Origin of the sequence: Bradyrhizobium septentrionale (genome assembly GCF_011516645.4) — a bacterium.
Taxonomy (GTDB): domain Bacteria; phylum Pseudomonadota; class Alphaproteobacteria; order Rhizobiales; family Xanthobacteraceae; genus Bradyrhizobium; species Bradyrhizobium septentrionale.
The window spans coordinates 2299265-2325130 of sequence record NZ_CP088285.1 but is presented as its reverse complement, the minus strand read 5'-3'; the positions used below and the strand labels follow the sequence as shown (position 1 = coordinate 2325130).

24 protein-coding genes, 1 other RNA gene and 2 pseudogenes are annotated in these 25866 nt (G+C 64.2%); 11 read left to right on the top strand and 16 right to left on the bottom strand.

The genetic code is table 11. The features are described 5' to 3' along the window. Positions 1 to 91: 91 nt before the first annotated feature. The 7 genes from HAP48_RS12895 to HAP48_RS12865 all read right to left on the bottom strand — a co-directional run bounded on the left by HAP48_RS12895 (position 92) and on the right by HAP48_RS12865 (position 6424). Positions 92 to 220, bottom strand: a complete 129-nt coding sequence (locus HAP48_RS12895; RefSeq protein WP_156928837.1) for a DUF2474 domain-containing protein — start codon at positions 218 to 220, stop codon at positions 92 to 94. Beyond that, a complete protein-coding gene (cydB, locus tag HAP48_RS12890) occupies positions 220 to 1230 on the bottom strand; it encodes a cytochrome d ubiquinol oxidase subunit II (RefSeq protein ID WP_166213491.1) in 1011 nt (336 codons plus the stop codon). Before cydB ends, HAP48_RS12895 begins: the two co-directional genes overlap by 1 nt. Next, on the bottom strand, positions 1227 to 2633 hold the full coding sequence (locus HAP48_RS12885; RefSeq protein ID WP_166213492.1) for a cytochrome ubiquinol oxidase subunit I: 1407 nt from the start codon (positions 2631 to 2633) through the stop codon (positions 1227 to 1229). Before HAP48_RS12885 ends, cydB begins: the two co-directional genes overlap by 4 nt. A gap of 171 nt (positions 2634 to 2804) precedes the next feature. Beyond that, the gene (locus HAP48_RS12880) at positions 2805 to 3383 is read right to left on the bottom strand and encodes a thioredoxin family protein (protein ID WP_166213493.1); all 579 of its coding nucleotides are present in this window, start codon (positions 3381 to 3383) and stop codon (positions 2805 to 2807) included. A gap of 18 nt (positions 3384 to 3401) precedes the next feature. Then, entirely contained in the window at positions 3402 to 4097 is a 696-nt protein-coding gene (locus tag HAP48_RS12875) for a cytochrome c biogenesis CcdA family protein (protein ID WP_166213494.1), read from the bottom strand. A gap of 413 nt (positions 4098 to 4510) precedes the next feature. Then, positions 4511 to 5122, bottom strand: coding sequence for a sigma-70 family RNA polymerase sigma factor (locus tag HAP48_RS12870; protein WP_166213495.1), 612 nt, complete (start codon positions 5120 to 5122; stop codon positions 4511 to 4513). Between the two features lie 234 nt (positions 5123 to 5356). Further along, positions 5357 to 6424 carry an acyltransferase family protein gene (locus HAP48_RS12865; protein WP_166213496.1) on the bottom strand — a complete coding sequence of 356 codons (1068 nt, stop codon included), beginning with the start codon at positions 6422 to 6424 and terminating at the stop codon, positions 5357 to 5359. Between the two features lie 213 nt (positions 6425 to 6637). Between HAP48_RS12865 and hrpB the strand changes: the two genes are divergently transcribed. The 5 genes and pseudogenes from hrpB (at position 6638) to HAP48_RS12840 (ending at position 13037) form a co-directional block, all read left to right on the top strand. Beyond that, positions 6638 to 9172 carry an ATP-dependent helicase HrpB gene (gene hrpB / locus HAP48_RS12860; RefSeq protein ID WP_166213497.1) on the top strand — a complete coding sequence of 845 codons (2535 nt, stop codon included), beginning with the start codon at positions 6638 to 6640 and terminating at the stop codon, positions 9170 to 9172. 386 nt (positions 9173 to 9558) lie between these two features. Then, a pseudogene (locus tag HAP48_RS12855) lies at positions 9559 to 9954 on the top strand (cytosine permease); the annotation flags it as partial. 120 nt (positions 9955 to 10074) lie between these two features. Further along, positions 10075 to 11241 carry an integrase core domain-containing protein gene (locus HAP48_RS12850; RefSeq protein WP_224496526.1) on the top strand — a complete coding sequence of 389 codons (1167 nt, stop codon included), beginning with the start codon at positions 10075 to 10077 and terminating at the stop codon, positions 11239 to 11241. Between the two features lie 49 nt (positions 11242 to 11290). Beyond that, a pseudogene (locus tag HAP48_RS12845) lies at positions 11291 to 12334 on the top strand (cytosine permease); the annotation flags it as partial. A 190-nt stretch (positions 12335 to 12524) separates the two neighbouring features. After that, complete coding sequence (locus tag HAP48_RS12840; protein ID WP_420869866.1) at positions 12525 to 13037, top strand: TIGR02281 family clan AA aspartic protease; 513 nt, start codon at positions 12525 to 12527, stop codon at positions 13035 to 13037. A gap of 250 nt (positions 13038 to 13287) precedes the next feature. Here HAP48_RS12840 and HAP48_RS12835 read toward each other — a convergent pair whose 3' ends face one another. From HAP48_RS12835 to HAP48_RS12825, 4 genes are all read right to left on the bottom strand, one after another. Next, entirely contained in the window at positions 13288 to 13554 is a 267-nt protein-coding gene (locus tag HAP48_RS12835) for a hypothetical protein (RefSeq protein ID WP_166213498.1), read from the bottom strand. Positions 13555 to 13781: 227 nt separating this feature from the next. After that, positions 13782 to 14048 carry a DUF6881 domain-containing protein gene (locus tag HAP48_RS50730; protein ID WP_420869865.1) on the bottom strand — a complete coding sequence of 89 codons (267 nt, stop codon included), beginning with the start codon at positions 14046 to 14048 and terminating at the stop codon, positions 13782 to 13784. Between the two features lie 69 nt (positions 14049 to 14117). Then, the gene (locus tag HAP48_RS12830; RefSeq protein WP_166213499.1) at positions 14118 to 14510 is read right to left on the bottom strand and encodes a hypothetical protein; all 393 of its coding nucleotides are present in this window, start codon (positions 14508 to 14510) and stop codon (positions 14118 to 14120) included. Between the two features lie 170 nt (positions 14511 to 14680). After that, complete coding sequence (locus HAP48_RS12825) at positions 14681 to 15247, bottom strand: hypothetical protein (RefSeq protein ID WP_166213500.1); 567 nt, start codon at positions 15245 to 15247, stop codon at positions 14681 to 14683. A gap of 678 nt (positions 15248 to 15925) precedes the next feature. On the opposite strand from HAP48_RS12825, the gene HAP48_RS12820 reads away from it, so the two are divergent. Then, a complete protein-coding gene (locus HAP48_RS12820; RefSeq protein WP_166213501.1) occupies positions 15926 to 17425 on the top strand; it encodes a phosphomannomutase/phosphoglucomutase in 1500 nt (499 codons plus the stop codon). A gap of 175 nt (positions 17426 to 17600) precedes the next feature. On the opposite strand, the gene HAP48_RS12815 is transcribed toward HAP48_RS12820, so the two are convergent. From HAP48_RS12815 to HAP48_RS12800, 4 genes are all read right to left on the bottom strand, one after another. Continuing rightward, positions 17601 to 18101: an Lrp/AsnC family transcriptional regulator gene (locus HAP48_RS12815; RefSeq protein WP_024578797.1), complete on the bottom strand. Its 501-nt coding sequence runs from the start codon at positions 18099 to 18101 to the stop codon at positions 17601 to 17603. A 76-nt stretch (positions 18102 to 18177) separates the two neighbouring features. Further along, entirely contained in the window at positions 18178 to 19125 is a 948-nt protein-coding gene (locus HAP48_RS12810) for a sugar kinase (RefSeq protein WP_166213502.1), read from the bottom strand. Between the two features lie 79 nt (positions 19126 to 19204). Beyond that, entirely contained in the window at positions 19205 to 20155 is a 951-nt protein-coding gene (nudC, locus tag HAP48_RS12805; RefSeq protein WP_166213503.1) for an NAD(+) diphosphatase, read from the bottom strand. 6 nt (positions 20156 to 20161) lie between these two features. Beyond that, positions 20162 to 20581: an HIT domain-containing protein gene (locus HAP48_RS12800; protein ID WP_166216446.1), complete on the bottom strand. Its 420-nt coding sequence runs from the start codon at positions 20579 to 20581 to the stop codon at positions 20162 to 20164. Positions 20582 to 20678: 97 nt separating this feature from the next. On the opposite strand from HAP48_RS12800, the gene ffs reads away from it, so the two are divergent. The 5 genes from ffs to HAP48_RS12775 all read left to right on the top strand — a co-directional run bounded on the left by ffs (position 20679) and on the right by HAP48_RS12775 (position 24257). Then, positions 20679 to 20775, top strand: an RNA gene (gene ffs, locus HAP48_RS12795) — signal recognition particle sRNA small type. 113 nt (positions 20776 to 20888) lie between these two features. Next, positions 20889 to 22733, top strand: a complete 1845-nt coding sequence (locus HAP48_RS12790) for a DNA polymerase III subunit gamma/tau (RefSeq protein ID WP_166213504.1) — start codon at positions 20889 to 20891, stop codon at positions 22731 to 22733. 21 nt (positions 22734 to 22754) lie between these two features. Then, entirely contained in the window at positions 22755 to 23075 is a 321-nt protein-coding gene (locus HAP48_RS12785) for a YbaB/EbfC family nucleoid-associated protein (RefSeq protein WP_166213505.1), read from the top strand. Then, entirely contained in the window at positions 23076 to 23681 is a 606-nt protein-coding gene (recR, locus tag HAP48_RS12780) for a recombination mediator RecR (RefSeq protein WP_028335942.1), read from the top strand. It abuts the gene before it with no gap. Positions 23682 to 23828: 147 nt separating this feature from the next. After that, the gene (locus tag HAP48_RS12775) at positions 23829 to 24257 is read left to right on the top strand and encodes a hypothetical protein (protein ID WP_166213506.1); all 429 of its coding nucleotides are present in this window, start codon (positions 23829 to 23831) and stop codon (positions 24255 to 24257) included. Positions 24258 to 24408: 151 nt separating this feature from the next. On the opposite strand, the gene HAP48_RS12770 is transcribed toward HAP48_RS12775, so the two are convergent. Then, positions 24409 to 25779 carry an AmpG family muropeptide MFS transporter gene (locus HAP48_RS12770; RefSeq protein WP_166213507.1) on the bottom strand — a complete coding sequence of 457 codons (1371 nt, stop codon included), beginning with the start codon at positions 25777 to 25779 and terminating at the stop codon, positions 24409 to 24411. Positions 25780 to 25866 lie beyond the last annotated feature (87 nt).

Here is a 25866-nt window from a genome sequence, read left to right as displayed (position 1 = left end):
GATGGCAAGTTTAGGGCGGGCGTCACACTATATCACTGTAATGCTTCTGTTTTCTGTCATTGCGCGCCGGGGTGTGCCCGCGCCATTCGCCTCATTTCGGCGCGATCCAGAGTCGCAACGCGAACGAGATCACCGTCACCGTGCCGACGCCGCCGAGCCACAGCGCTGCGAACCACAACAGGCGCTGGCCGAGCGGCCGTTGATTCGGCGCCTGCGGCATCAGTGGTATCCGTGGCCGGGCCGCACCTTGCCGCGGAACACCCAATAGGCCCAGGCGGTGTAGCCGAGGATCAGCGGCACCAGGATCGAGACCCCGAACAGCATGAAGATCTGGCTGTTGGCCGGCGCCGCCGCCTGCCAGATCGTGATGCTCTGCGGCACGATGTACGGGTACATGCTGATGCCGAGCCCGGCATAGGACAGTGCGAACAGCGCCAGCGTCAGGAAGAACGGCTGGTGGTCGTTCTTGTTGCTGAGCGCGCGCAGCAGCAGCGCGGTGACGGCGGCGACCGCGATCGGCACCGGCGCGGTGAGGATGATGTTGGGCCAGGCGAACCAGCGCTGGGTGTACTGCACGGCCAGGAACGGCGTTGCGATGCTGACCGCGCCGATCGCGCACAGCATCGCGACCAGCAGGATCCAGCTCAGGTGATAGGCGCGGTCGCGCAACTCGCCCTCGGTCTTCATCACCAGCCAAGTCGCTCCCAGCAGCGCGTAGCCGATCACCAGTGCGATGCCGGTCAGGACGCTGAACGGCGTCAGCCAGTCCCACCAGCCGCCGGCATATTGGCGTCCCTCGACATGGATGCCCTGCAGGATGGCGCCGAGCGCGATCCCCTGCGCCAAGGTCGCGACCAGCGAGCCGCCGGCGAAGGCGAGGTCCCATTTGTTGCGCGCCTTCTGGGTCCGCCAGCGGAATTCGAAGGCGACGCCGCGGAACACGAGGCCGAGCAGCATCGCGATCATCGGCGTGTAGAGCGCCGGCATCAGCACCGCATAGGCCAGTGGAAACGCCGCCATCATGCCGCCGCCGCCGAGCACCAGCCAGGTCTCGTTGCCGTCCCACACCGGCGCCACCGTGTTCATGATGACGTCGCGATCGGCCTTTTGCGGAAACACCGGAAACAGGATGCCGAGGCCGAGATCGAAGCCGTCCATCACGACATAGACGAACACGGCAAAGGCGATGATGAAGGCCCAGATCGTGGTGAGGTCGATGGGAATGCTCATCGCGCACCCTCCACGGCAGCGCCTGCGGCCGGCGTGATGCCGGCGGCGCGGGCGGGGAGATCACTTGGCGGGCCCTGTTCGCCGGGATGCGGCGGCTGCGCCATCAGCCGCAGGATGTAGATCACACCCGCGGTGAACACGGCGAAATAGACGATGATGAAGGCAATCAGCGAGGAGCCGACCGCGGGCGCCGCCAGCGGCGATACCGAGTCGGTGGTGCGCAACAGCCCGTAGACGGTGAAGGGTTGCCGCCCGGTCTCCGTCGTGATCCAGCCGGCGAGCACTGCGATGAAGCCGGCCGGGCCCATCAGGACCGCGAAGCGGTGCAGCAGCGGCGACTGGTACATCATGCCGCGCCAGCGCATCAGCAGGCTGAGCAGGCCGAGCCCCAGGATCAGGAAGCCGAGCCCGACCATGATGCGGAACGACCAGAAGGTGATCGGCACCGGCGGCCAGTTTTCACGCGGCACGGTGTCGAGGCCGGCAAGCGGGGCGTCGAGCGAATGCTTCAGGATCAGCGACGAGAGCTTCGGCACCTCGATCGCATATTTCACCTTCGCTTCGGCCTGGTCGGGCCAGCCGAACAGGATCAGCGGCGCGCCGTCCTTGTGGCTCTGGTAGTGGCCTTCCATCGCCATCACCTTGGCCGGCTGGTGCTCCAGCGTGTTGAGGCCATGCTGGTCGCCGGCGAGGATCTGGATCGGCGCCACCAAGGTGGCCATCCACATCGCCATCGAGAACATCACGCGCGGGCCGGCGAGATGCTGGTCGCGCAGCAGGTGCCAGGCGCCCACCGCGCCGACCACGAGCGAGGTGGTGAGATACGCCGCCAGCACCATGTGCACGAGGCGATAGGGGAACGAGGGATTGAAGATCACTTTGAGCCAGTCGGCGGCGACGAACTGGCCGTCGGCATTGACGGCATGGCCGGTCGGCGTCTGCATCCAGGAATTGGCCGACAGAATCCAGAACGCCGAGATCAGCGTGCCGATCGCGACCATCAGGGTCGCCAGGAAGTGCAGCCTGGGGCCGACGCGCGACAGCCCGAACAGCATCACGCCGAGGAAGCCCGCCTCGAGGAAGAACGCGGTCAGGACCTCATAGGCCATCATCGGGCCGATCACCGGCCCGGTCTTGTCGGCAAAGGACGACCAGTTGGTGCCGAACTGGTAGGACATCACGATGCCCGAGACCACGCCCATGCCGAACGCGACCGCGAAGATCTTCAGCCAGTAATTGAACAGGTTGATGTAGACTTCGCGCTTGGTGGCAAGCCACAGCGCTTCCAGCACCGCGAGATAGCTCGCAAGCCCGATCGAGAATGCGGGAAACACGATGTGGAACGACATCGTGAAAGCGAATTGCGCGCGGGCGAGTACGACCGCATCCCAGCCTTCGAACATGATCCACCATTTGTCGCCGACCTGGCGTGGACCTTACCACGCCAGGTGTGACGACAAACAGGGCGGATTGTCCGAGACGATGATGCGATTGAATGCAATCGCATCATCGTCTCATCTCCGTTTGAGCATGATCTTTACGGAAAACCGGGTCCCACTTTTCCGGATCATGCGCTAGCTATTGGCGTTGAGCAGCCGGGCGACGGTGCGGTCGATCTCGTCGTACCGCCCCTCGCCGGCGTGCTGGAAGACGATCTTGCCGTTCTGGTCGATGATGTACTGCGCCGGCCAGTACTGGTTGCCGTAGGCGTTCCAGGTCTGCGAATTGTTGTCCTGCGCCACCGGATAGAGGATGCCGTGCCGCTTCAGCGCCGCCTGCACGTTGGACGCCGAATGCTCGAACGGGAATTCCGGGGTGTGGACCCCGATCACCACGAGGCCGCGATCCCGGTACTTTGAATAGAGTTCGGTGACGTGCGGCAGCGTGTTGACGCAGTTGACGCAGCCATAGGTCCAGAAATCCACCAGCACCACCTTGCCGCGCAGGTCGGCGAGCTTCAGCGGCTTCGAATTGAACCAGTTGCTGATGCCGGCGAATTCGGGCGCGGTCTGGCTCTGTTCGGCCGTCATCGCCGCGGCCACCGGCACCGCCTTCGCCGGCGTGTCGAACTCCGAGCAGAGGCCGGGGATGACGGCGCCGCCCAGGCCAAGGGCGCCGACGAGGGCCGACACAGCAAGCAAGCGCATGGGCATCGATATCTCCTGTGGGGTTCAGAGGCCGATCTGGCCGTTGGGATAGAACTGGGTCAGCCACGCCACGATCAGCGTGTCGTATTGCAGGTAGGACAGCGCAGCGAAGCCGATGATCACGACGCCGAAGCCCTGCTGCAGACGCGGCGCGATCCGCGCCATGCTGCGCACGCTTGTGGTGACGGCTTGGCCGCCATAGGCAATCGCAAGCATCGGGATCGCGGCGCCGATCGCGTAGGTGACGAGCTGCAGGCTCGCCCACGCCGTATCCTTCGAGGTCGCGACGATGGTGAGGATCGAGCCGAGCACCGGTCCGGCGCAGGGCGTCCACACCAGGCCGAGCGTGCTGCCGAGCACGAAGCCGCCGAACAGGCCCTGCGACGGCGCAGCCTGACTTGCGCCGCCGGCGGCACCAGTGAGCCGGATCGACAGCCATTCGAACGGCGCCGGCCAGATCATCAAGAGGCCGAAGCCGGCGAGCAGGACGGCTGCGCCGGTGCGCAGCACATTCGGATCGAAATCGAACGCACGCGTGATCGCGCTCAGCAGCAATGCCACCGCAGAGAATGACATCACGAAGCCGAGCGCGATCACCGCGGGCCGCGCCTTGCGGGTCTGGCCTATCGATACCCCAAGCAGGATTGGCAGCATCGGCAGGGTGCAGGGGGCGGCGACGGTGGCGACACCGGCAAGCAGGGCTAGGGCAAGGCTGAGCATCGTCGTCCGTCCATCAGAACTCCCGGCTCGCCAGAGGGCCGTGCCGGGTACGCCTGATGGTCTTCGCGAGGACGGTCGGCCCGTTACGGCCGAGCGGTCGCGGATGACGTCACGTCAGTGTGAGACGAGGCGCGTTCGGCTTCACGACGCCGCGCCAAAGACAGAGCGACCCGGCTGGGGGGCATCCCGGCCGGGTCGTTGGAGGCTACTTGGGAGGTTGGAACTAGAGAAGCGTCGAAACTCGTTGAGCTGGTAGTGGTTGCGGTTGCGTCGTTGGATATGGGTATAGAGATCGGGTTTTTCCGGGTGATGTCGTCGATTGTTTCAATTGTTTCGTCGCCTGACTTTTTCGGCTTCGTCGACAATTGCCTGAATCGCGCGATCTCCTGATAAGTGTCTGGATTTGCGTTAGATTATGCCGCGACGCTGTCCACGCCGGCACCCCTGAGGAGATCGGCGAGCTGCTTGCGGGCATAGAACATGCGGGTCTTCACCGTGCTCTGCGGGATACCGATGATCTGCCCGGCCTCCTCGACCGACTTCTCATGGTAGTAAACCAGGTTGATGATCTCGCGGTGCGCCGGCGACAGCTTGGCGACGCAGGCGCGCAGGATTTCGCTGGTGGTGGCGCGATCGAGCGAGGTTTCCGGCGTGTCGGCGCCATCGGCGATCTCCAGCACGTCGTCCTGGTCGATATCCTCATGCTTGCGCTGGCGCAGTGCGGTCAGCGCCTTGAAGCGGGCGATCGACAGCAGCCAGGTCGAAACCTGCGAGCGGCCCTCGAACTGGGCCGCGGTGCGCCAGACGTCCAGGAACACCTGGCTGACCAGGTCCTCGGCCATCGTGGTGTCGCGGACCATCCGCAGCACGAAGCGGTAAACCCGGACATTGTGACGGGCATAGAGCGTGTGCATCGCGGTGCGGTTATTCTTGGCGATGCTCGCGAGCAGCATTTCATCCGATGTCGCGCGGGCAGCGTCGATATGCTTCTTGGCTGCAGTGTTGATGGCGATGACGTTCGGCATGACAGGCTCCCAGTTCGCCGTTAGGCGGCAGTTCGTTGGGAGAATTGTTAGTTACCGCCCGTTTCCGGATGTCTGCGCGAAAAGCGGAAAATGGTTTCGTGACCGGGAGAATTGTTTCGTCGGACGCCCGACGACGAAATATTCGGGACCAAAAAGCCAGTAATTTCAATGCGCGGAAAATTGGGGCGGCCGGAATCGCTCCTGGTGGAACGAATCCGGCAGTGACTTTTGGCACTATTCCGCGGCTTGCAAAGCGGGCGCTGCCTTTTTCGGGGCGATCCAGAACGCATCGGGCCGTTCGAACAGGAAATTGGCCCGCGCCGCCAGCGCCAGCCGCCAGATCAGGAGCGAACCGGCGACGCCGACCGCGGTCACGATCAGCGAAACCAGGCCGATGTCGTGGATGACACCGGACTTCAGCAGCAGGGTGCGTGTCGCGGCCATCGGCAGGAAGAAAGCCAGATAGATCACGATCGAATGCTCGCCGCAGAAGCGCAGGAAGCCGAGCCAGTGTGCGCGCGCCAACAGCGTGCCGGTCACGATGATCGCGCAGGCGCCGGCCAGGCCGAGCGCCAGCGAGACGATCGGCCATTCGCTGATATCGAGCGCAACCAGGCTGCCGTTCACGAGCGCCCAGAGCCCAAGCCCGAGCAGCGCCAGCGCGGGCCGCGCCCGCGCGCGGTCCGACAACGCGAACACGTAATTGGCGAGGACATAGCCCGTGTAGAAATAGACGAAGCGCGCGCAGAACTCATCGATCACGGTCCAGCCGGTCGCGACATGCGTCGACTCCAGCAATGCTGCGATCAGCCAGATCACCAGCGGATGGACGCTGCGCGTCAGCTTGGTGACGACGAAGAAGATCGGCAGCAGATAGATGAACCACAGCGTGCCGAACGGCTCGATGAAGGATTCGAGATACGCGAGCCCGACCTGGGCGCAGCCCGCCTCGGCGGCCAGCGACGGCGCCTTGAAGCCGAACTGGATCGTCACCCACAGCACATAGAAATAGGCGAAGTGCATCACCTTGCGGTCGAGATAGGTGCGCCAGTCGCGATCGATCACGACCGACAGGAACAGCCCCGAGATCAGGAAGAAGTCGGGCATCCGGAACGGCTTTGCGAACATCACGACATAATGCATGAAGCCGGTCTGGTCGGCGGCCTTCTCGACCCCCAGCACCGAGTGCATCATCACGACCATGATGATGCAGATGCCCTTGGCATAGTCGACCCAATCGACGCGCGCGGCCGCGTTCCCGGCGGAACGATCTGTCGCAGCTTGTGTGCCGTTTGTGGTCATCCCTGTCCTGTTTCGGCGTGATCGTGCCTATCATCGGCCCGATCCGTTGCTTTCTCCTTTATCAATACAAAGGATGTGCCGCCGAACCCGGGCCTTTCCCCGGTTCCCTGCAACAGGCGAATGGTCTAAGAGGCCCAGTATTCCGAAAGGGACCAGAGACGTTCGTTAACCACGGGACGCAGGTCGTCCCAGCCGCTGCCGCGATGAAAGTCCTTGCCACGCCATTTCGATAGCCCGCTGCCGATCGACGCCGTGCTCGATGAGCTCGACCGCACGCTCGATGGCCATAATTCCGCAGTGCTGGTCGCGCCGCCGGGCGCCGGCAAGACCACGCGCGTGCCGCTGGCCTTGCTCGATGCGCCCTGGGCCAGGGCTAAGAAGATCATCGTGCTGGAGCCGCGCCGCATCGCTGCGCGCGCCAGCGCCGAGCGGATGGCGAAGACGCTCGGTGAGCGCGCCGGCGAAACCGTCGGCTATCGCGTGCGCTTCGGCTCAAAGGTGTCGCGCGCGACCCGGATCGAGGTCGTCACCGAAGGCATCTTCTCGCGCCAGATCCTCGACGATCCCGAGCTCAGCGGCGTCGCCGCGGTGCTGTTCGACGAATTCCACGAGCGCTCGCTCGACGCCGATCTCGGGCTGGCGCTGGCGCGCGACGCGCAGACCGGCCTGCGCGAGGATCTGCGCATCCTCGTGATGTCGGCAACGCTCGACGGCGCGCGGGTCGCAAGACTGCTCGGCGATGCGCCTGTTGTCGAGAGCGAGGGCCGCGCCTTTCCGGTCGAGACCCGTTATGTCGGCCGCAAGGTGGACGCGCCGCTGGAGCGGCAGATGGCCGAGACGATCGCAACCGCGCTGCGCGCCGATGCCGGCTCGGTGCTCGCCTTCCTGCCGGGCGCGGCCGAGATCCGCCGCACCCAGACCTTCCTCGCCGAACGCGTGCATGACGCGTCGGTCGAGATCGTGCCGCTGTTCGGCGCGCTCGATGCGAGCGTGCAGGATCGTGCCATCGCTCCGGCGCCGAAAGGCACGCGCAAGGTGGTGCTGGCGACCTCGATCGCCGAGACCTCACTGACCATCGAGGGCGTGCGCATCGTGGTGGATTCCGGCCAGGCGCGGGTGCCGCGCTACGAGCCTGACATTGCGTTGACCCGGCTCGAGACCGTGCGGGCCTCGCGCGCAGCGGTGGATCAACGGCGCGGCCGCGCCGGCCGCATCGAGCCCGGCGTCTGCTACCGTCTGTGGGACGAGCCGCAGACCGCGTCGCTTCCGGCCTATACCGCGCCCGAGATCCTCTCCGCCGACCTGTCCTCGCTGGTGCTCGACCTCGCGCAATGGGGCGTCAGCGATCCCGGCAGCCTTGCCTTCCTCGATCCCCCGCCGGGTCCGGCGCTGAAGGAAGCGAAGTCGCTGCTGTCAGAACTCGGTGCGCTCGACGGCGACGGCCGCATCACCGAGGAGGGCAAGAGCCTGCGCGCGCTGGCGCTGCCGCCGCGGCTGGCGCGCATGATCGTGGATTCCGCCCGCCTCAGTGCAGGCGAGGAAGCGGCCGAGATCGCGGCGGTGCTGACCGAGCGTGGGCTCGGCGGCGACAGCGTCGATCTCGACCACAGGCTCGACCAGTTCCGCCGCGACCGTTCGCAGCGGGCATCGAGCGCGCGCAGCATGGCCGAACGCTGGGCCTCGCAGGTGGAGAGGTCTGAGAGACTTTCTTCTCCCTCCCCCCTTGTGGGGGAGGGCCGGGGAGGGGGGCCCGCAAAGCTAGTGTCTGCCGATCGCGGCGATCTCTCCACCGGCGTCATGCTGGCCTTCGCGTTCCCGGACCGCGTCGCCAAAAACCGCGGCAATGGCAGCTTCGTGCTGGCCAATGGCCGCGGCGCCGCGGTCGAGCAGACGTCAGCGCTGGCGCGGCTTCCCTATATCGCGGTCGCCGAACTGACGGGTACAGCCGCGAGCGGCCGCATCCTGCTGGCGGCGCCGATCACCCAGGACGAGATCGAACAGCGCTTCGCCGACCAGATCGAGACTGTGGAAGAGGTAACGTTCGACCGCGGCGCGATGGCGCTGCGCGCCCGGCGCAGGCGCTCGCTGCATGCGATCACGCTGTCGGAAGCGCCGATGTCGCTGCAGCCCTCGGCCGAGACCGCACGCATCTTCGCCGACGGCCTGATCGCGGCGGGCCTCGACCGGCTGCCGTGGTCCAAGCATTCGAAGCAATGGCGCGACCGAATCATGTTCCTGCGCAAGGCCGAGGACGAGAGCTGGCCCGATCTGTCGGATGCCGCGCTTGCCGCGCGTGCCGAGGACTGGCTGGTGCCTGCGCTGTACGACAAGACCGCGCTGAAGGATTTGTCCGCCGGCGATCTGTCCGATGCGCTGATGGCGCTGCTGCCGTGGGAATTGCGCGCCCGGCTCGACCGCGAGGCGCCGACGCATTTCGAGGCGCCGACCGGAACACAGCTTGCGATCGATTACGAGGCCGAGCAGGGCCCGACCATTGCGGTGCGGTTGCAGGAGCTGTTCGGGCTCAACATCCATCCCTCGATCGCCAAGGGCGCGGTGCCGCTGGTGCTGGAACTGCTGTCGCCGGCGCAGCGGCCGGTGCAGGTGACGCGCGATCTGCCGGGTTTTTGGCGCGGCAGCTACGCCGCTGTCCGCTCCGACCTGCGCGGCCGCTATCCGCGCCACCCCTGGCCGGAAGATCCCGCCAGTGCGCTGCCGACAAGGCGCGTGAAACCGCGCGGCACGTGAATCTCTGCGCCATAGGCATGATGAAGTTAGGTTGAACTAGCGACCGCGAAGACGCTGCGCTCCCTCTCCCGCTTGCGGGGGAGGGCCGGGGTGGGGGTATTGCCGCGAATCCCATCCTGGAGAGAGCCCCCACCCGCCGCGCTGCGCGCGGCGGCCTCCCCCGCAAGCGGGAGAGGCGAAGCAAGTCTGCGGTCCGGCTGATTCAACCAAAACTCATCCTGCGCAAGCGCGTTGCGCTTGTCGCGTCGCGCAAACGTTTCGCGTTGTTGCGAAGGCATATCTCCGCTTTTTCCGGATGATGCTTGATCGGTTGCGCTGGCGAGCGCGCGCAAACGGTGATTAGATTTGCGCGCTGGGATCACGGGCTCGCTTTTGGGGACGCCGCCATGGAGATCAAGAACGCATCGCCGTCGCTCTACAACGAAGACCTGGCGCCGGCCAGGGAACGCAACTGGGGCGCCTTCAGCATCTTCAACGTCTGGACGTCGGACGTGCACAGCCTGTGGGGCTATTATCTCGCCGCCAGCCTGTTCCTGCTCTGCGGCAGTTTCGTCAACTTCATCCTCGCGATCGGTGCCGGCTCGCTGGTGATCTTCGTGCTGATGAGCCTGATCGGCAATGCCGGCGTGCGGACCGGCGTGCCCTATCCGGTGCTGGCGCGCGCCTCGTTCGGGATCTGGGGCGCCAACATTCCGGCCCTGGTCCGCGCCATCGTCGCCTGCTTCTGGTACGGCGCGCAGACCGCGGCGGCCTCGGGTGCGATCGTCGCGCTGCTGACGCGCATCGACGGCTTCGGTACAGACCGGATAGATACCCGACAGTTTAGACCGGCATGATTGCCGACAGGTTTCTAGAAGCATCGGCGGGAGGGCCCGACGATGCCGTTCAGAGAGACCAGTCGGATGGAAGAGCGTATCCGGATGCTTATGGAGTACGAGAGCGGGAACTGGAGCGTGTCGGAGTTGTGCCGCCGTCACGGTATCTGCCGCGACACGTTTTACGCATGGCGCCAGCGGAAGCAGAGCGGCGATCCGGAGTGGTTCAGGGACCGTTCGCACGCGCCGCAGCAATGCCGACAAACGACCGATGCGGCGATTGCAGAGAAGGTGATCGCGGCTCGGCAGCGCTTTCCCTATCTGGGACCGCGCAAGCTGCTCGCCCTGCTTGACCGCCAGGCGCCGGAGATCGATTGGCCGGCGGCGTCGACGATTGGGAGCATTCTCAAGCGCGCGGGGCTGATCTCGCCGGTGAAGCGCCGCCGCCGTCCGCTCGACCAGCGGCGTCCCTGCACGCCGGTGCAGGAGCCGAACGACGAGTGGAGCGTGGACTTCAAGGGTTGGTTCCGCACCCGCGACCAGTGCCGGATTGATCCGTTGACGGTGGCTGACAGCCACAGTCGCTTCCTGATCGAACTGCAGATCGTCGCACCGACGACCGAGGGCGTCCGCCCCCGCTTCGAGAGGGCTTTCCGCGAGCATGGCCTGCCGCGGGCAATCCGCTGCGACAATGGTTCGCCGTTCGGCTCGCGCGGCGCCGGCGGTCTCACCACATTGTCGGTCTGGTGGCTGAAGCTCGGCATTACGCCGCACTTCATCCGTCCGGCCTCGCCGCAGGAGAACGGTCGCCATGAGCGCATGCATCGCACCTTGAAGGCGCAAACATCGAGCCCACCGGCAGATAATGCGTCCGAGCAACAGGCCCGCTTTGACGCCTTCCGAGAGCATTACAATAAGGAACGTCCTCACGAAGCGCTGGGCCAACGGCCGCCGGAGGACGCCTATCGAGCATCTCAACGCACCATGCCGGATCGCGAGCAAGACCCCTGGTATGACGCCGATCACCAGGCCCGCCGTGTTCGCGGCAATGGGGAGATTAAATGGAAAGGCAAGTTCGTCTTTATCGGTCAGGCGCTGGTGAACGAACTTGTCGGCATCGCCGAACTCGATACCGGTGACCACGTCGTCCGCTTCTGCGACCTCGACGTCGGTCTCATCGACCGCCGCGGCCTGTTCACCCGGTTCGCTCCGCCTCGTGAGGGGCTGCGCGAACCGGGCGAACAGACCGCTTAACCCAAACTGTCGGGGATCATGCCGGTCCAAAATGTCGGGAATCATGCCGGTTGAACACCACCAGTCCAGCCACATGCTCGGCCATTCCACGCTCGAGGTGATCTGCTTCGTCGTGATCTGGGCGCTGCAGCTCCTGATCATCCAGCGCGGCATGGAAACGGTGCGCCGCTTCCAGGACTGGGCAGGGCCGGCGGTGTGGCTGATGATGCTGATCCTCGCGGTCTATCTCTGCATCGCGGCCGGCGGCATCTCGCTGACGGCCCCGATCCCGCAGGATGTGCTGCTGGAGAAAACCAAGGAAGCCGGCGTGCCTGGCGTGCCCGGCTCGTTCCCGGCGCTGTGCGCCGTCGCCGCGACCTGGATCACCTATTTCGCCGCGCTCTATCTCAACTTCTGCGACTTCTCGCGCTATGCGCCGGACGTGCATGCGCTGCGCAAGGGCAATATCTGGGGGCTGCCGGTCAATCTGATCCTGTTCTCGCTGGTCGCCGGCGTCACCACGATCGCGGCGTTCAACGTCTATCACGAGGTGCTGCTGCATCCTGACCAGATCTCGGCGAAGTTCGACAGCTGGTTCCTGGCGCTGCTCGCGGCGGTCACCTTTGCGGTGGCCACGCTCGGCATCAACGTCGTCGCCAATTTCGTCTCGCCGGCGTTCGATTTCTCCAACGTGTTCCCGCGGCATATCGACTTCAAGAAGGGCGGCTACATCGCGGCGCTGATCGCGCTGGCGCTGTATCCGTTCGCGCCCTGGGAGGGCAACGCCGCCTCGTTCGTCGGACTGATCGGCGCGACGATGGGACCGATCTTCGGCATCATGATGGTTGACTATTATCTGATCGCCAAAGGTCGCGTGAACGTGCCGGCGCTGTATCAGGAGAACGGCGAATATCGCTTTCAGAACGGCTGGAACGTCAGCGCGCTGATCGCAGCCGCCATCGGCGCCCTGTTCTCGTCGGTGCTGCCGAACTTCACCTCGATCCTGCCGGCGTGGTGGGCGGTCTATGGCTGGTTCTTCGGGGTCGGAATCGCGGGCGCGGTCTATTACGCGCTGCGCGTTGCGATGCCGAGCCCGGTTGCCAAGACGGCCTGAAAGTCGGCCTGAAAGCCGGCAAAATCCTTCCGTGAGAGGCGGCCGATGGCGTTTGGCCGCCTCTCACGGGCTGGCATTAACTCTTCGCTCATCCTTTTCGCCAAAATGGCAGCCTCGCGCTGCCGCGCTTGCTCGCGGCGGGGCGTGCGGCGTGGTGAAATTGCGTGTTCGGTTTTCCGAGTATGGTGTCATGCGTAACCTGATGATTTTCGCGGCCATCCTGATCGGGCTGGGCACCTTCATGGCCCAGATGGCCAGCAAGATGGCGCCCGCCGCCGCAACCACGGCCAAGCAGACCATCGCCCCCGCCGTCACGGTGGCGCAGGCCAGCGCCCGCACGCTGAGCATTTCACCCGACCCCCGCGGCCATTTCGCAACCGACGGCCGCATCGACGGCCAGCGCATCAACTTCATGGTCGACACCGGCGCCTCGGTGGTTGCCCTGAACGAGAGCTCTGCCGCGCGCTTCGGCCTGCGCCCGGTGCCGGGCGATTACACCTCGCGCGTCACTACCGCCAACGGCACCATCAAGGCCGCGCGTGCCCGCATCGCCATGATCGAGCTCGGCGGCCTCACCGTGCGCGACGTCGACGCCCTGGTGCTGCCGGACGAGTCGCTGTCCGAAAACCTGCTCGGCCTGTCCTTCCTGTCGAAGCTGAAGCGCTTCGAATACGCCAACGGCAAGTTGTTGCTGGAGCAGTAAGGCCGATTGGCATCAAAGCCCTATCCAAGTCTTCCGCTGGATGTCTTCCTCCGTGATGCGGATCGTCTCCTCAGAACGGCAGAAAATTCCACCGAAACTGAGGAAGGCGGACATACAAGTAGCCTCGAGGGAATTCAGGGCGCTGCACATTTTGGGAATGAGAGGGTAATCGAGTCGATCTTCGCGACGGCGCGGGCAACATCAGACCTGAGGCGCTTTCGCAGAGTGTCGGGCCGGTCTCCCGGCATACTCACTGTAAATCCCTACTGCACTCTCTAATTTCGCCGGGCGGATCGTCGACATTCGGGCAGCGCACGACCTGAAAGCAAGAGACTTCGTCGCTGTGTTTGAATATCGTGACTTTCAAACTCTCGTCTCTCTCCGTCGGTTTCCCAATAATAGCTATGCCTAGGCCGGCATCGTCACCCGATAGCGACACCTCATCTACGCCAAAAGCAAAAACTGATAGACACTCTTTCGGCACATCAGTCCATTGCCCATTGTGTTCAATGCGCATCGACCGTTCCAAGCCTACCCCAAACCCTTTTTTTCCGGGTTTCGGTCGCAAGCTGCCTTGCGGGTGCGAAGTTCGATCCTCGCAAGATCCCCACCTTGTTGATTTTTGAAAGTCAAAGTCACGACATCCGGCTTACACCAGGGGCCGGAGTTTGCTTTGCATACCGTTGAACTGGAGAGCAGAAGGCATAAGGCTCCCGCGAGCGCGAACATTTTCATCGACATGACTCAATATTTGTATCGATTCCAATCAGGCATTCTCGACCCCGTTGGCTTGCCGTCATGCCAATACTTTCTGTACCCATACCAAGATCCAACCCATGCGCTGTAATCTGGAACCTGCTGAGTGTAAGTCAGCGCGTTGGCATACCCGATCCTTCCGTCGGGAAGGATTTCGACCTTACGGAGCTCCCAATGTTCGTCATCCAACTCACTGTAGATAAGCACGGGTCGGTGGCATAACGCGTGAATCCACTTCACCTTGAGATAGGTCATTGGTCGGATACCTTGCTGCGGCGGGCCTTGCGGCTTGGACTGGGCCAGCTCGGCAATTTTGGTAAATGTCTATTGCGGAGTTACCCCCACGCACTGAGCGAAGTCTGAAATACAGAACTCAGTTTTCCCGGTGGTCTGATCGATTTTCCAAGCGCCTAACACTGGCAATCCGCCAAAAATGTTTGAAATCCCTCCCTGTACGTTAGGTCCTTTGCCGGTTGGTTTCTCAGGAAAGCCGGGCCTCTCGGTGCATTGACCGGTCAATTGCTTAGTCTCGGCGTTGAAGACTGCGGTGCAATGATGAAGCTTCTGGTTCTTGTGGTCGAGGCGTTCGACAGCATAATGGTTTACCCCAGTCTCCACAGTCGCAAATTCAGCGAAAATTTCATCATCCGCAGCGAGCCCAACGGTCGCCGTCACGGTTAGCGAAAGTACGAGTATCCCGGTCTTCAGAAGCTTCATAAGACCTCTCCATGTCTTCCGCTGTGGTGCGCGAACCTCGGCGAAGCGAGCTTCTAGCCGGCCCTTGGTCCCGTTTCGCCAACTCACATTTTGCCAATTGGCATTGGTCTGCATGTGTTCGGCAGCCATCGACAATACATCGGGAATGTGCCCGCTCGGCCGGCGGTTATTCAGTAGCCCTTGTACTCTCTGACACTCAGGAGGTTTGGATTATCTTCTACCGGGGTCGCTACCAACAAGCCAGTTGGATCGGCAGCGGTGATTGTTCTCAAATTATTGCTACCGGGTTCTGAGAACGTTAGCGTGTGTCCATAAACCCCACCGAAATTCGTGGGTTTGGCGCTGTCAGTGGCAGTGATTGTGAGATTACGGTTCGCAGTAGTAACCTGAGGGCCTTCTGGCGGAGTGCCAGTCGAGTTTCTTGCGTAAAAGTAGCTGTCGACTTTACCATTCTCAAGCAAGGGAATTGCGCGACCGTGTGATGGAAGAGCGTCTGTTGGCGTCGGATTGGCGTGGCCGCTAAACGGAGCGGTTTTGGCGGCGCCTTGATCCAAAGTCGGACCGGCTCCCGCTGGGGGCTGTTGCTGCGCCGGGCCTTGCGGCTGCGCTTGATCTTGTTGAATCTGCGCCTGTTGAATGACGCCATCCGCGGCGAACGGATCGTGGTCAACGGGAACGAGCGAGTAGTCATCGAAGTCCGGCTGATGGTCCACCGGCACCAGAGAGTAATCAGGCATGATCATCACCTACAGTATTGCGGACACCTTCGGGTGAGCCCGTGCGTGACCGCACCTCGCGGAGAGGGTTGGGTTGGCGTTATGTGTTGAAGGCGAGTGCTTGAAGGATAGCTTGCGCGAGGGCGCGGAAGTGTCGCTTCCGGTTCGGCTTGCCCATCGTCTTCGCCGGGCGCCCGTCTATCGGCGGGGTCGGCCCTGGCTGTCAGCCAGTTCGGTTCGTTGCGGTGGCCAATTTCGGCGCGCTCGGCAGTGTATTGGCCGACAGCGTCCTGTCTGATTCAAAAAGCCCGCAGCGGGATTTTCCGGTGCGGGCTTAATTGTTGCGACGATGAAAATATATCGGTGAGTTGCCCGACGTGTCAATTATTCGACGCGCAGATTGCAGAGCGCCGGGAGCGGCTGAAATAACAACCGCACGGCAATGCCTGTCCATGCCTGGCGCCACCCCTGCAGAAACCATGCTGGGTCGGAGCGATTAGCGGTCAAGCAGCTCGTAGGGCGCAACAGCGTGGCGTATTGCGCCGCCGTGCAAGGATGGGTGGATGACGACAGTGTTTCACCGACGCCAAATCTGCCGTAATTATTAGCCACAAGCCGTCAATCCTGCCTTCCGCTGCGGCGATGCATTCGCTAAAGCCAGCGGCATTGTTCCTCCGCATTCCCACGAGGCCATTCCTGATGTTTCCCAAGCCGAAACCCGCGCTGGTTCCAAACACCTATGCTTTCGAATCCGAGCCGATGGTGAAGCCGACCGGGTTTCGCGAATACGACGCGCGCTGGCTGTTCAACAAGGAGATCAATCTGATGGGCGTGCAGGCGCTGGGCATGGGGCTCGGCGCGCTGATCGCGGAGCTCGGCGTCCGCCAAGAGATCGTCACCGGTCACGATTTCCGCGGCTATTCCGCCTCGATCAAATACGCGCTGATCTCGGGCCTGATGGCGGCCGGCTGCAAGGTGCACGACATCGGGCTCGCGGTGACGCCGATGGCGTATTTCGCGCAGTTCGATCTCGACGTGCCCTGCGTCGCGATGGTCACCGCATCGCATAACGACAATGGCTGGACCGGCGTCAAGATGGGCGCCAACCGCCCGCTCACCTTCGGCCCCGACGAGATGACCCGGTTGAAGGAGATCGTGCTCACCGCCGCGTTCGACAACAAGACCGGCGGCTCCTACCAGTTTCACGAGAACTATCCGGCGCGCTACATCGCCGACCTCACCAACCGGCCGAAGCTGAAGCGCAAGCTGAAAGTGGTGGCGGCCTGCGGCAACGGCACCGCGGGCGCGTTCGCGCCGCAGGTGCTGGAAGCGATCGGCTGCGAGGTGATCCCGCTCGACACCGAGCTCGATCACACCTTCCCGAAATACAATCCGAATCCGGAAGACATGGAGATGCTGCACGCGATCCGCGATGCGGTGCTGGCGCACAAGGCCGATGTCGGCCTCGGCTTCGATGGCGACGGCGACCGCTGTGGTGTGGTCGACAACACCGGCGAGGAGATCTTTGCCGACAAGGTCGGCGTCATGCTGGCGCGCGACATGTCGGCGATCAACCCGAACGCGCAGTTCGTCGTCGACGTGAAATCGACCGGGCTGTTCGTGACGGACCCGATATTGCAGAAGCAGGGCGCGAAGACGGTCTACTGGAAGACCGGCCATTCCTACATGAAGCGCCGCACCAATGAATTGGGCGCGCTCGCCGGCTTCGAGAAATCCGGCCACTTCTTCTTCAACAAGCCGTTCGGCCGCGGCTATGACGACGGCCTGGTTTCGGCGATCGCGATCTGCGAGATGCTTGACCGCGCGCCCGGCAAGTCGATGGCCGACCTCAAGGATGCGCTGCCGAAGACCTGGTCGTCGCCGACCATGTCACCGCATTGCGCCGACGAGGCGAAATACGGCGTCGCCGATGCGGTGGTGAAGCACTTCGAGACGCTGCAACAGAACGGCGCGAAGGTCGCGGGCCAGAGCATCCGCGATCTCGTCACCGTCAATGGTGTGCGCGTCACGGTCGAGGACGGCAGCTGGGGCCTGGTGCGCGCATCCTCCAACAAGCCGGAGCTCGTGGTCGTGGTGGAAAGCCCGGTCAGCGAGCAGCGCATGCACGACATGTTCGAGGCGATGGATTCCGTGCTGCGCACGCATCCCGAGGTCGGCGAGTACAATCAGAAGATTTGAGCGCGCTGCTTGCGGCGAAGAATGGTGTCATCACCCGCGAAAGCGGGTGATCCAGTATTCCAGAGACGGTAGCGATTGAGCCGAGAGGCCGCGGCGTACTGGATCGCCCGGCCAAGCCGGGCGATGACAGCTCGGCAGGCGGCGAGCCGGGCGATGACAGCTCAGGAGGCGGCGCTTACGCCGCCGGCACCGGCAGCGCCGTCACCGACTTGATCTTCTCCATCGCGAAGCGCGAGGTGACGTTCTTCAGCGGCACGGCCGAGATCAGCTTCTTGTAGAAGACGTCATAGGCCTGCATGTCCGCGACCACGACGCGCAGCATGTAGTCGACGTCGCCGGCCATCCGGTAAAACTCCATCACCTCGGGCATGGCGCTGACGGCGTCGGCGAATTTGCGCAGCCAGGCTTCCGAATGGTCGGCGCTCTCGACCGAGACGAACACGGAAATCCCGAGCCCGATCTTGTTCTGGTCGACCAGCGCGACGCGGCGCAGGATGACGCCGTCGGCCTCCAGCCGCTGGATGCGCTTCCAGCACGGCGTCGACGACAGCCCGACCCGGTCGCCGATCTCGGCGACGGAGAGCGAGGCATCCTCCTGCAGCACGGTCAGGATCTTGCGGTCGATCGCGTCGAGGCGGCGGTTGTTGTCATGAAGCTGAATGGCGACATCGGTCATAGAAGAATGTTCCACATGAAGGTTCAATCTCCCTCATATAGAGAAAAATCTTCCAAATCAAGCGGGTCGTGGCCGGTCAGGCCGGCCGGGCCTCGGCGTGCTCACCCAAAAACGCTTCAACTTCAGCACGTTGCGGTGCGGCATAAGCACCTCCGAAGCGGGTGCATTTCAGCGCTGCGGCGGCCGAGGCGAAGCGCAGCGCCTGCCGCAGCTCCTGCTGCTCGGTGATGGCCAGCGCGAACGCCCCGTGGAAGACGTCGCCGGCCCCGAGCGTGTCGACGGTATGGACCGGGAAGGCGGGGGTTTCCTCGAGCTCGCCCTGCTCATTGAGCCAGATCGTGCCCATCGGCCCGCGGGTGCCGGCCAGGAAGGAGGGGGTGAGCTTGGCGAGCTTGTGCAGCGCCTGGCCGTCGTCGGTGACGTCGGCGGTCTCCTGCAGCGGCTCGCTGGAAAACACCAGATGGGAGGAGGCCGTGAGCAGCCCTTCCCGCATCGACATCGCGCGGTCGACGTCGACAACCACGGGAATGCCGCGCCTGACGGCCTCGGCGCACAGCTCGGTGCAGAACGGTGCGCAGCGGCTCTCGGTCAGGATCGCCGCGCAATCCTCTAGCAGCAGATCGGTCGGCGGCAGCTTGACCTTCCAGAGCTCGGGATCGCGGAAGGTGACGATAGTGCGCTCGCCGGTGTCGTCGATCATGATCGCCGAGATCGGGGTCACCAGGTTCGGCATGTGGATGAGATGGTTGGTCTCGATGCCTTCCTCGCCGAGCTTGTCGAAGATGTAGCGACTCGAGGTCTCCCGCGAATCGCCCATCGCTCCGCAGATCGAGGCGCGGCCGCCCAGCCGGACGATGCCGATCGCGGCGTTCAGCGCATTGCCGCCGCAAATCTCGTCGAAATGCGTCGCATTCTCCTTGGAGCCGCGCGCCGGGACATTGACGCGGAAGGTCAGGTCGCGGACCGGCAGGCCGATGCAGAGGATGCGGGGCGGGACTTTCGGGGCGCCGTTCGGAAAATTCATGCAGGGGTCCGTCGCAATGGTTCCGTCAACTGCCACAAGCAGTGCCCGGACTAATCGGCAGAACGATGTCCGGTTCCCGCTACTGGTCCAACGGGTTTCGGTGATGCACCCAGCGGCCGAGCAAATGATGGGCAATCGCGAACGGATGCGGACCGGCGAGGCCGTCGGGGTGCTGGCGCTTGAGCATCAGCGTCGCCTCGGCGTGGTCGAACCAGCGCGCGTCCTCCAGCTCGGTGCGGTCGACCACGATGTCCTCGTTGGTCGCGCGCGCGGTGCAGCCGATCATCAGCGATGACGGATAGGGCCAGGGCTGCGTCATGTAGTAGTTGACGTCGGTGCAGCGGATGCCGGCCTCCTCGAAAATCTCGCGCCGGACTGCGTCCTCGATGGTCTCGGCGGCCTCGACGAAGCCGGCGAGGCAGGAATACATGCCGGGCATGAACTGCTTCTGCCGTCCCATCAGCACCTTGTCGCCCGACGTGACCAGCATGATCACGACCGGATCGGTGCGCGGAAAGTGCTCGGCCTTGCAGCTCGGGCATTCGCGCTTCCAGCCGCCGTCCTTCATCGCCGTGCGGGTGCCGCAATTCGCGCAGAAGCCGTGGCGCTGGTGCCAGGTCACCATGGATTTCGCCATCGCGATGGCCGAGAGCTGCTCGGGCGGCACCACGCCCTGCATCGCCATGCCGCGCAATTCGGTGATCGCGACGTCGGGACGTCCGACCAGCTTTTCCGCCGCCTGTGGTGCGATCCCCATGCCGAAGATCGGCGCGGCATCGCGGAGCCCCAGGAAAATCGTGCCGGGATTGGCGCCAAAGCTGCGGGCCTCCTCCAGCGAGAGCAGCGCGCGGGCCCCGCCATCCTCCTGCTTCACCACCAGCGAGTCGCGATAGATCACATAGGCGCGGGCTTCGCGGTGGCCTTCCAGCGCGAAAAGTTTTTCGTCATTGCTGCGCAGATGCGCGGCACGGTCCAGCACATGGGTGACGAAGGCCGGCTGGCCGAGCGGAAAGGAATCGAATGCGGACATTGGAGTTCAACCCAACCAGATCTTGCGGCGAAGCGCGCTGATGAAATTCTGCACTTCCTCGGCATCATGCGCCAGCGGTGGCATCACGCCCCAAACGGGACGCGGCCATGCAGCGTCGCTGGTACGGCGTGCGATGACATGGACGTGAAGCTGCGGGACGAGGTTGCCGAGCGCGGCGACATTCAGCTTGTCGCACTTGGTGACCTCTTTCAGGGCCCGCGAGACGCGGGTGATCTCCGTCATCAGCTGCGCCTGCTCGACCTCGCCGAGGTCGATGATCTCGACCGCGCCGTCGCGTCGCGGCACCAGCAGCAGCCAGGGATAATGAGCATCCTTGATGACGAGCACCTTGCACAGCGGCAGGTCGCCGATGTCGATGGTGTCTTTCTTGAGCTGCGAATGCAGCGACCAATTGGAGGCGGACATGAGGGGCAAATAATGCCTTTCCGTGTTCCCACACAAGTCCCACAAAGCACGGTCAGGCCGCTTGCTTTCCGGCGGTTTTGGCCCCAAATAGGGACCGGGAGATTGGCGGTGGACGAGCCACTCGCCAACCGGGTCAGGTCCGGAAGGAAGCAGCCCTAACGAGGTCCGGATCGGGTCGCTCGTCAGTCTCCTACCTGTTTTTCCGAGCGAATCGTGCTGGAATGGCGGTCTCCGCGCCCGGCGCTTGATTTCGGCTCCTATCCGCACGCCGGCTGCAAGAGACAATTCCCAAGTTGCGGATCGACGCATGAATGACGCTGGCGCCCCCTCCCATCCCTCCGAAGGCGCAGGCCAGAGCGGTTTTGATCTTGGAGGAGCGCCGGAGGCCGCAAAGCCGTACCGCGTTCTCGCCCGCAAATACCGCCCCTGCAGCTTCGAGGATTTGATCGGCCAGGAGGCCATGGTCCGCACCGTCTCGAACGCGTTCGAGACCGGGCGGATTCCGCAGGCCTGGATCCTCACCGGCGTCCGCGGGGTCGGCAAGACCACCACCGCGCGCATCCTCGCCCGCGCCTTGAATTATGCGAAGCCGGATGGCTCGGTGAAGGGGCCGACCATCCACATGCCCGACCTCGGCGTGCACTGCCAGGCGATCATGGAAAGCCGGCACATGGACGTGCTGGAGATGGACGCCGCGTCCCACACCGGCGTCGACGATGTCCGCCAGATCAATGACAGCGTGCGCTATGCGCCGGCCAGCGCGCGCTACAAGGTCTACATCATCGACGAAGTCCACATGCTGTCGACGGCGGCCTTCAACGCCTTCCTGAAGACGCTGGAGGAGCCGCCGGAGCACGCAAAATTCGTGTTCGCCACCACCGAAATCCGCAAGGTTCCGATCACGGTGCTGTCGCGCTGCCAGCGCTTCGACCTGCGCCGCGTCGAGGCCGACCTGCTGATGAAGCATCTCGGCAATATTGGCGCGAAGGAGGGCGTCGAGGTCGAACCCGAGGCGCTCGGCATCATCGCGCGCGCGGCCGAGGGTTCGGTGCGCGACTCGCTGTCGCTGTTCGACCAGGCGATCGCGCATGCCGCAGGCAATGTGAAGGCGGACGCAGTCAGGCAGATGCTCGGCCTCGCCGACCGCACCCGCGTCATCGATCTCTTTGATTCGCTGGCGCGCGGCGATCTCGCCTCAGCCTTCGCCGAATTCCGCGCGCAGTATGATGTCGGTGCCGATCCGGTCGTCGTGCTGTCCGACCTTGCCGAGTTCGTCAATTTCGTCACCCGCGTGAAGTTCGTGCCGGGGACGGCCGACAATGTCGCGTTCGGCGAGACCGAGCGCGTGCGCGCGCGCGAATTCGCCGCAAAACTGTCGACGCGGGTGCTGTCGCGGATGTGGCAGATGCTGCTCAAGGGCATTGCCGAGGTGCAGACCGCGACGCGCCCGGCTGCCGCCGCCGAGATGGTGCTGGTGCGGATCGCCTATGTCGCCGATCTGCCGACGCCGGATGAAGCGATCCGGATGATGATCGAGCAGAACGGCGGCGGCGCCGCGCCTGCGACGTCAGGCTCGGCCGCGTCACAGCCATCGCGCGGCGCGCCGTCCTCGGCGATGTCTGCGATGTCGTCGGCGCCGGTGCGTGCCTCGCAGGGGGCGCCACGTGCCGATTTCGCCGCGCGTCCGCAGATGGCGGCGCCGGCTGCCGATGCCGCGCCGGCACTGCGGATATCAAGCTTCCCGCAGCTGATCGCGCTCGCCGGCGAAAAGCGCGACATCATGACCAAGAGTGCGCTGGAGGCCGATGTGCGGCTGGTGCGCATCGAGGATGGCCAGCTCGAGATCGCACTCGAGCCGAAGGCGCAGCGCGCGCTCGTCACCGATCTGTCGCGCAAGCTCGAATTGTGGACCGGGCGGCGCTGGACCGTGATCATCTCCAACGAGGCCGGCCAGCCCACCGTACGCTCGCAGAACGAACTGGCGCGCAGCGAGCACCAGCGCGCCGCCGAGGCCGATCCGCGCGTGCAGGAGGTGCTGGCGCGCTTCCCCGGCACGAAGGTGGTCGAGGTCCGCCGCCTGGCCGCCGAGGTTCCGGTAGCGGATGCGACCGGCGAAGACCCAATTGAAACTTCCGACAGCGACGACGATTGATCAAATTATAGGAACGCACGCATGGCTGATTTTCTCGGCATGATGAAGCAGGCAGCACAGCTGCAATCCAAGATGCAGGCGATGCAGGATGAGCTCGGCAATGTCGAGGTCGAGGGCATTTCCGGCGGCGGCCTGGTCGCGGTGCGCATGACCGCCAAGATGGAAGTGAAGGGCATCAAGATTGATCCGTCGCTGATGAAGCCGGAGGAACGCGAGGTGCTCGAGGATTTGCTGGTCACCGCGCTTGGCGACGCCCGCCGCAAGGCGGAGACCGCGATGCAGGAGAAGATGATGGCGCTCACCGGCGGGCTCGGCTTGCCGCCGGGATTTGGTCCGACCTAAATGGCTGCAAGCGTTGCCGGCCCCGAGATTGAACGCCTGATCCAGCTGCTGGCGCGGCTGCCCGGGCTGGGCCCGCGCTCGGCGCGGCGCGCGGCGCTGCACCTGATCAAGAAGCGCGAAGCCCTGATGACGCCGCTGACCGCGGCGTTGCAGGTCGCCATCGACAAGATCCAAGTCTGCAAGACCTGCGGAAACATCGATACACAAAATCCCTGCACGGTCTGCACCGATCCGCGCCGCGATCCCTCGATCATCGTCGTGGTCGCCGATGTCGCCGATCTCTGGGCGCTGGAACGTGCCAATGCAACCAATGGCCGCTATCACGTGCTGGGCGCAACGCTGTCGCCGCTCGACGGCGTCGGCCCGCAGGATCTCACCATCGATCAGCTGGTGGCGCGGGCGCATGCGCCTGAGGTCAGCGAGATCATCCTGGCGCTGAATGCGACCGTCGATGGCCAGACCACCGCGCATTACATCACCGACCTGCTGTCGGAGGCCAATGTGCGGGTGACGCGGCTGGCGCATGGCGTGCCGGTCGGCGGAGAGCTTGATTACCTCGATGAAGGTACGCTATCCGCAGCCATGCGGCAGCGGACGCTGTTCTAGCCCGCGATCGAAAGCCGGACGCGGCGGGTGTTCGCCAGGCGATCGGTGACAGCCGAAAAGATCGCGCTGAAACAAAATGATAGGGTGGATGGCGATTCGGGGACGGTCATCCACGCTCTGACGAATTGAGATACGGAACTCCTGAAAATGACGACACACCGATTCGGCGTACGCTTGGGCTTTGCGTTTCTGGCGGCCACTTTCGCCGCGCCGTGCGCGATCGCGCAGCAGGGTGACGCGCCGCAGAAGCCCGGCAAGATGATCCGCTCCGGCGACGTGCTGTCGGGGGAACTGAGCGCCCTGAAAGTGCGCGATGCCAAGAACCGTGGCAAGCGCGTCGCGACCTACCAGATCACCAGCGAGCCGCGCCGCCTGCCGCCGCCCAACGGTCTCTGCAATCTCGAGACCGGGCCCGAAACCTTCCAGCTCATCCCGACCAATGATGCCCAGGCTGCCCAGCTAAAGAGTCTCACCGGCAAGGAAATCTCGGTGAAGGTCGACGAGGTCGCCTGCGCTCAGGACGCCGGCCAGATGAGCGAAGCCATCGTCACCAAGTGGAGCGTGGTGGCGAAGTAGGTGCGTGCCTCGATTGCGGTGTCATCGCCCGGAATGCGGTGTCATCGCCCGGCTTGACCGGGCGATCCAGTACGCCGCGGCTTCTCCATCGAACAACGGACGTCTCTGGAACACTGGATCACCCGCCTTCGCGGGTGATGACGGCTGAGCGCTAAACCCGCACCGGCCCCAGCTCGTCAAAATGCCCGCGGCGCTGCAGCCAGGCGAGCAGGATCAGGCTCGGGATCGCGACCAGCACGCAGATCACGAAGAACACCGGCCAGCCGACGGCTTTCGCCACATAGCCCGCGCCCGATGACAAATAGGTGCGGCCGACCGCTGCCAGCGCCGTGAGCAGCGCATACTGGGTCGCGGTGTGCAGCGGATTGCGACACAGCGCCGAGAGATAGGCGACGAAGATCACGGTGCCGATCGCGCTGGTGAAGTTCTCCGCCGTAATCGCCAGCGCAAGCGCCCATTGATCGACGCCGACATGCGCGAGCCAGGAGAACGAGAGGTTGGCGATCGCCTGCAGCACGCCGCCGATCCACAGGCTGGTGGCGAGCGAATAGCGTCGCGCCACGAAGCCGCCGGCAAATCCGCCGATCAGGGTTGCGGCAAGCCCGACGCCCTTCACGATCGCCGCGTAATCGACCTTGGAAAAGCCGATGTCGATCACGAACGGCGCGGTCATGGTGCCCGAGAACGCGTCGGTGAACTTGAACAGCACCACGAAGGCGAGCGCCGCGAATGCATCCTTGCGGCTGAGGAACTCGGAGAACGCGCCGAGCGCCGCGTGCCATACGCGTTCGGCTGCGGTCTGCGCATGCGTCGCCGCCTCCGCGCCTTTCGATTGGGCCGGCTCGGTCGCAGCCAGCGCCGTGACGATGCCGATCACGACCAGCGCGGCCATCGCCACATAGCCCCACATCCAGGCCGACGGGCGTGCCACTCCGGCGGACTCGAACCCGCTGACGATGAACAGCGCGCCTGCGGTCGAGACCAGCATGCCGATGCGATAGGCTGCGACATAGGATGCCATGCCGGCGGCCTGCTCGCTTTCAGGCAGGCTTTCGACACGGAAGGCATCGACCACGATGTCCTGCGTCGACGAGGCGGCTGCGACCAGCAGCGCGGCAAAGGCCGCGAACCATGGCGATCGCGCCGGATCGGCCATCGCCAGCACCAGGATCGCCGCGATCAGCAACAACTGCGAGAACAGCAGCCAGCCGCGGCGGCGCCCGAACATTTGCGTGAACAGCGGCACATGCAGCGCGTCGACCAGCGGCGCCCAGAGGAATTTCAGCGTGTAGGGCGTGCCGATCAGCGCGAGCAGCCCGATGGTGCCGAGATCGACCCCGGCCTCCTTCATCCACACCTGCAGCGTCGAGCCCGACAGCGCCAGCGGCAGGCCTGAGGAGAAGCCCAGCAGCAACACGATCAGCACCCGCGGCTGCAGGTACACCGCGAAGCCGTCGCGCCAGGAGGTGGCGGCAGGGGTGGCTTTTTCCGTCGGGGGCGCAGTCACTTCGGGCGCTGTCATAGTGCAGTTGGTAGCAGATTCGGCCCCAAAAAGACTGTCATCGCCCGGTCGAGCCGGGCGATGACACCGATTATGCTGCGCCAGCTG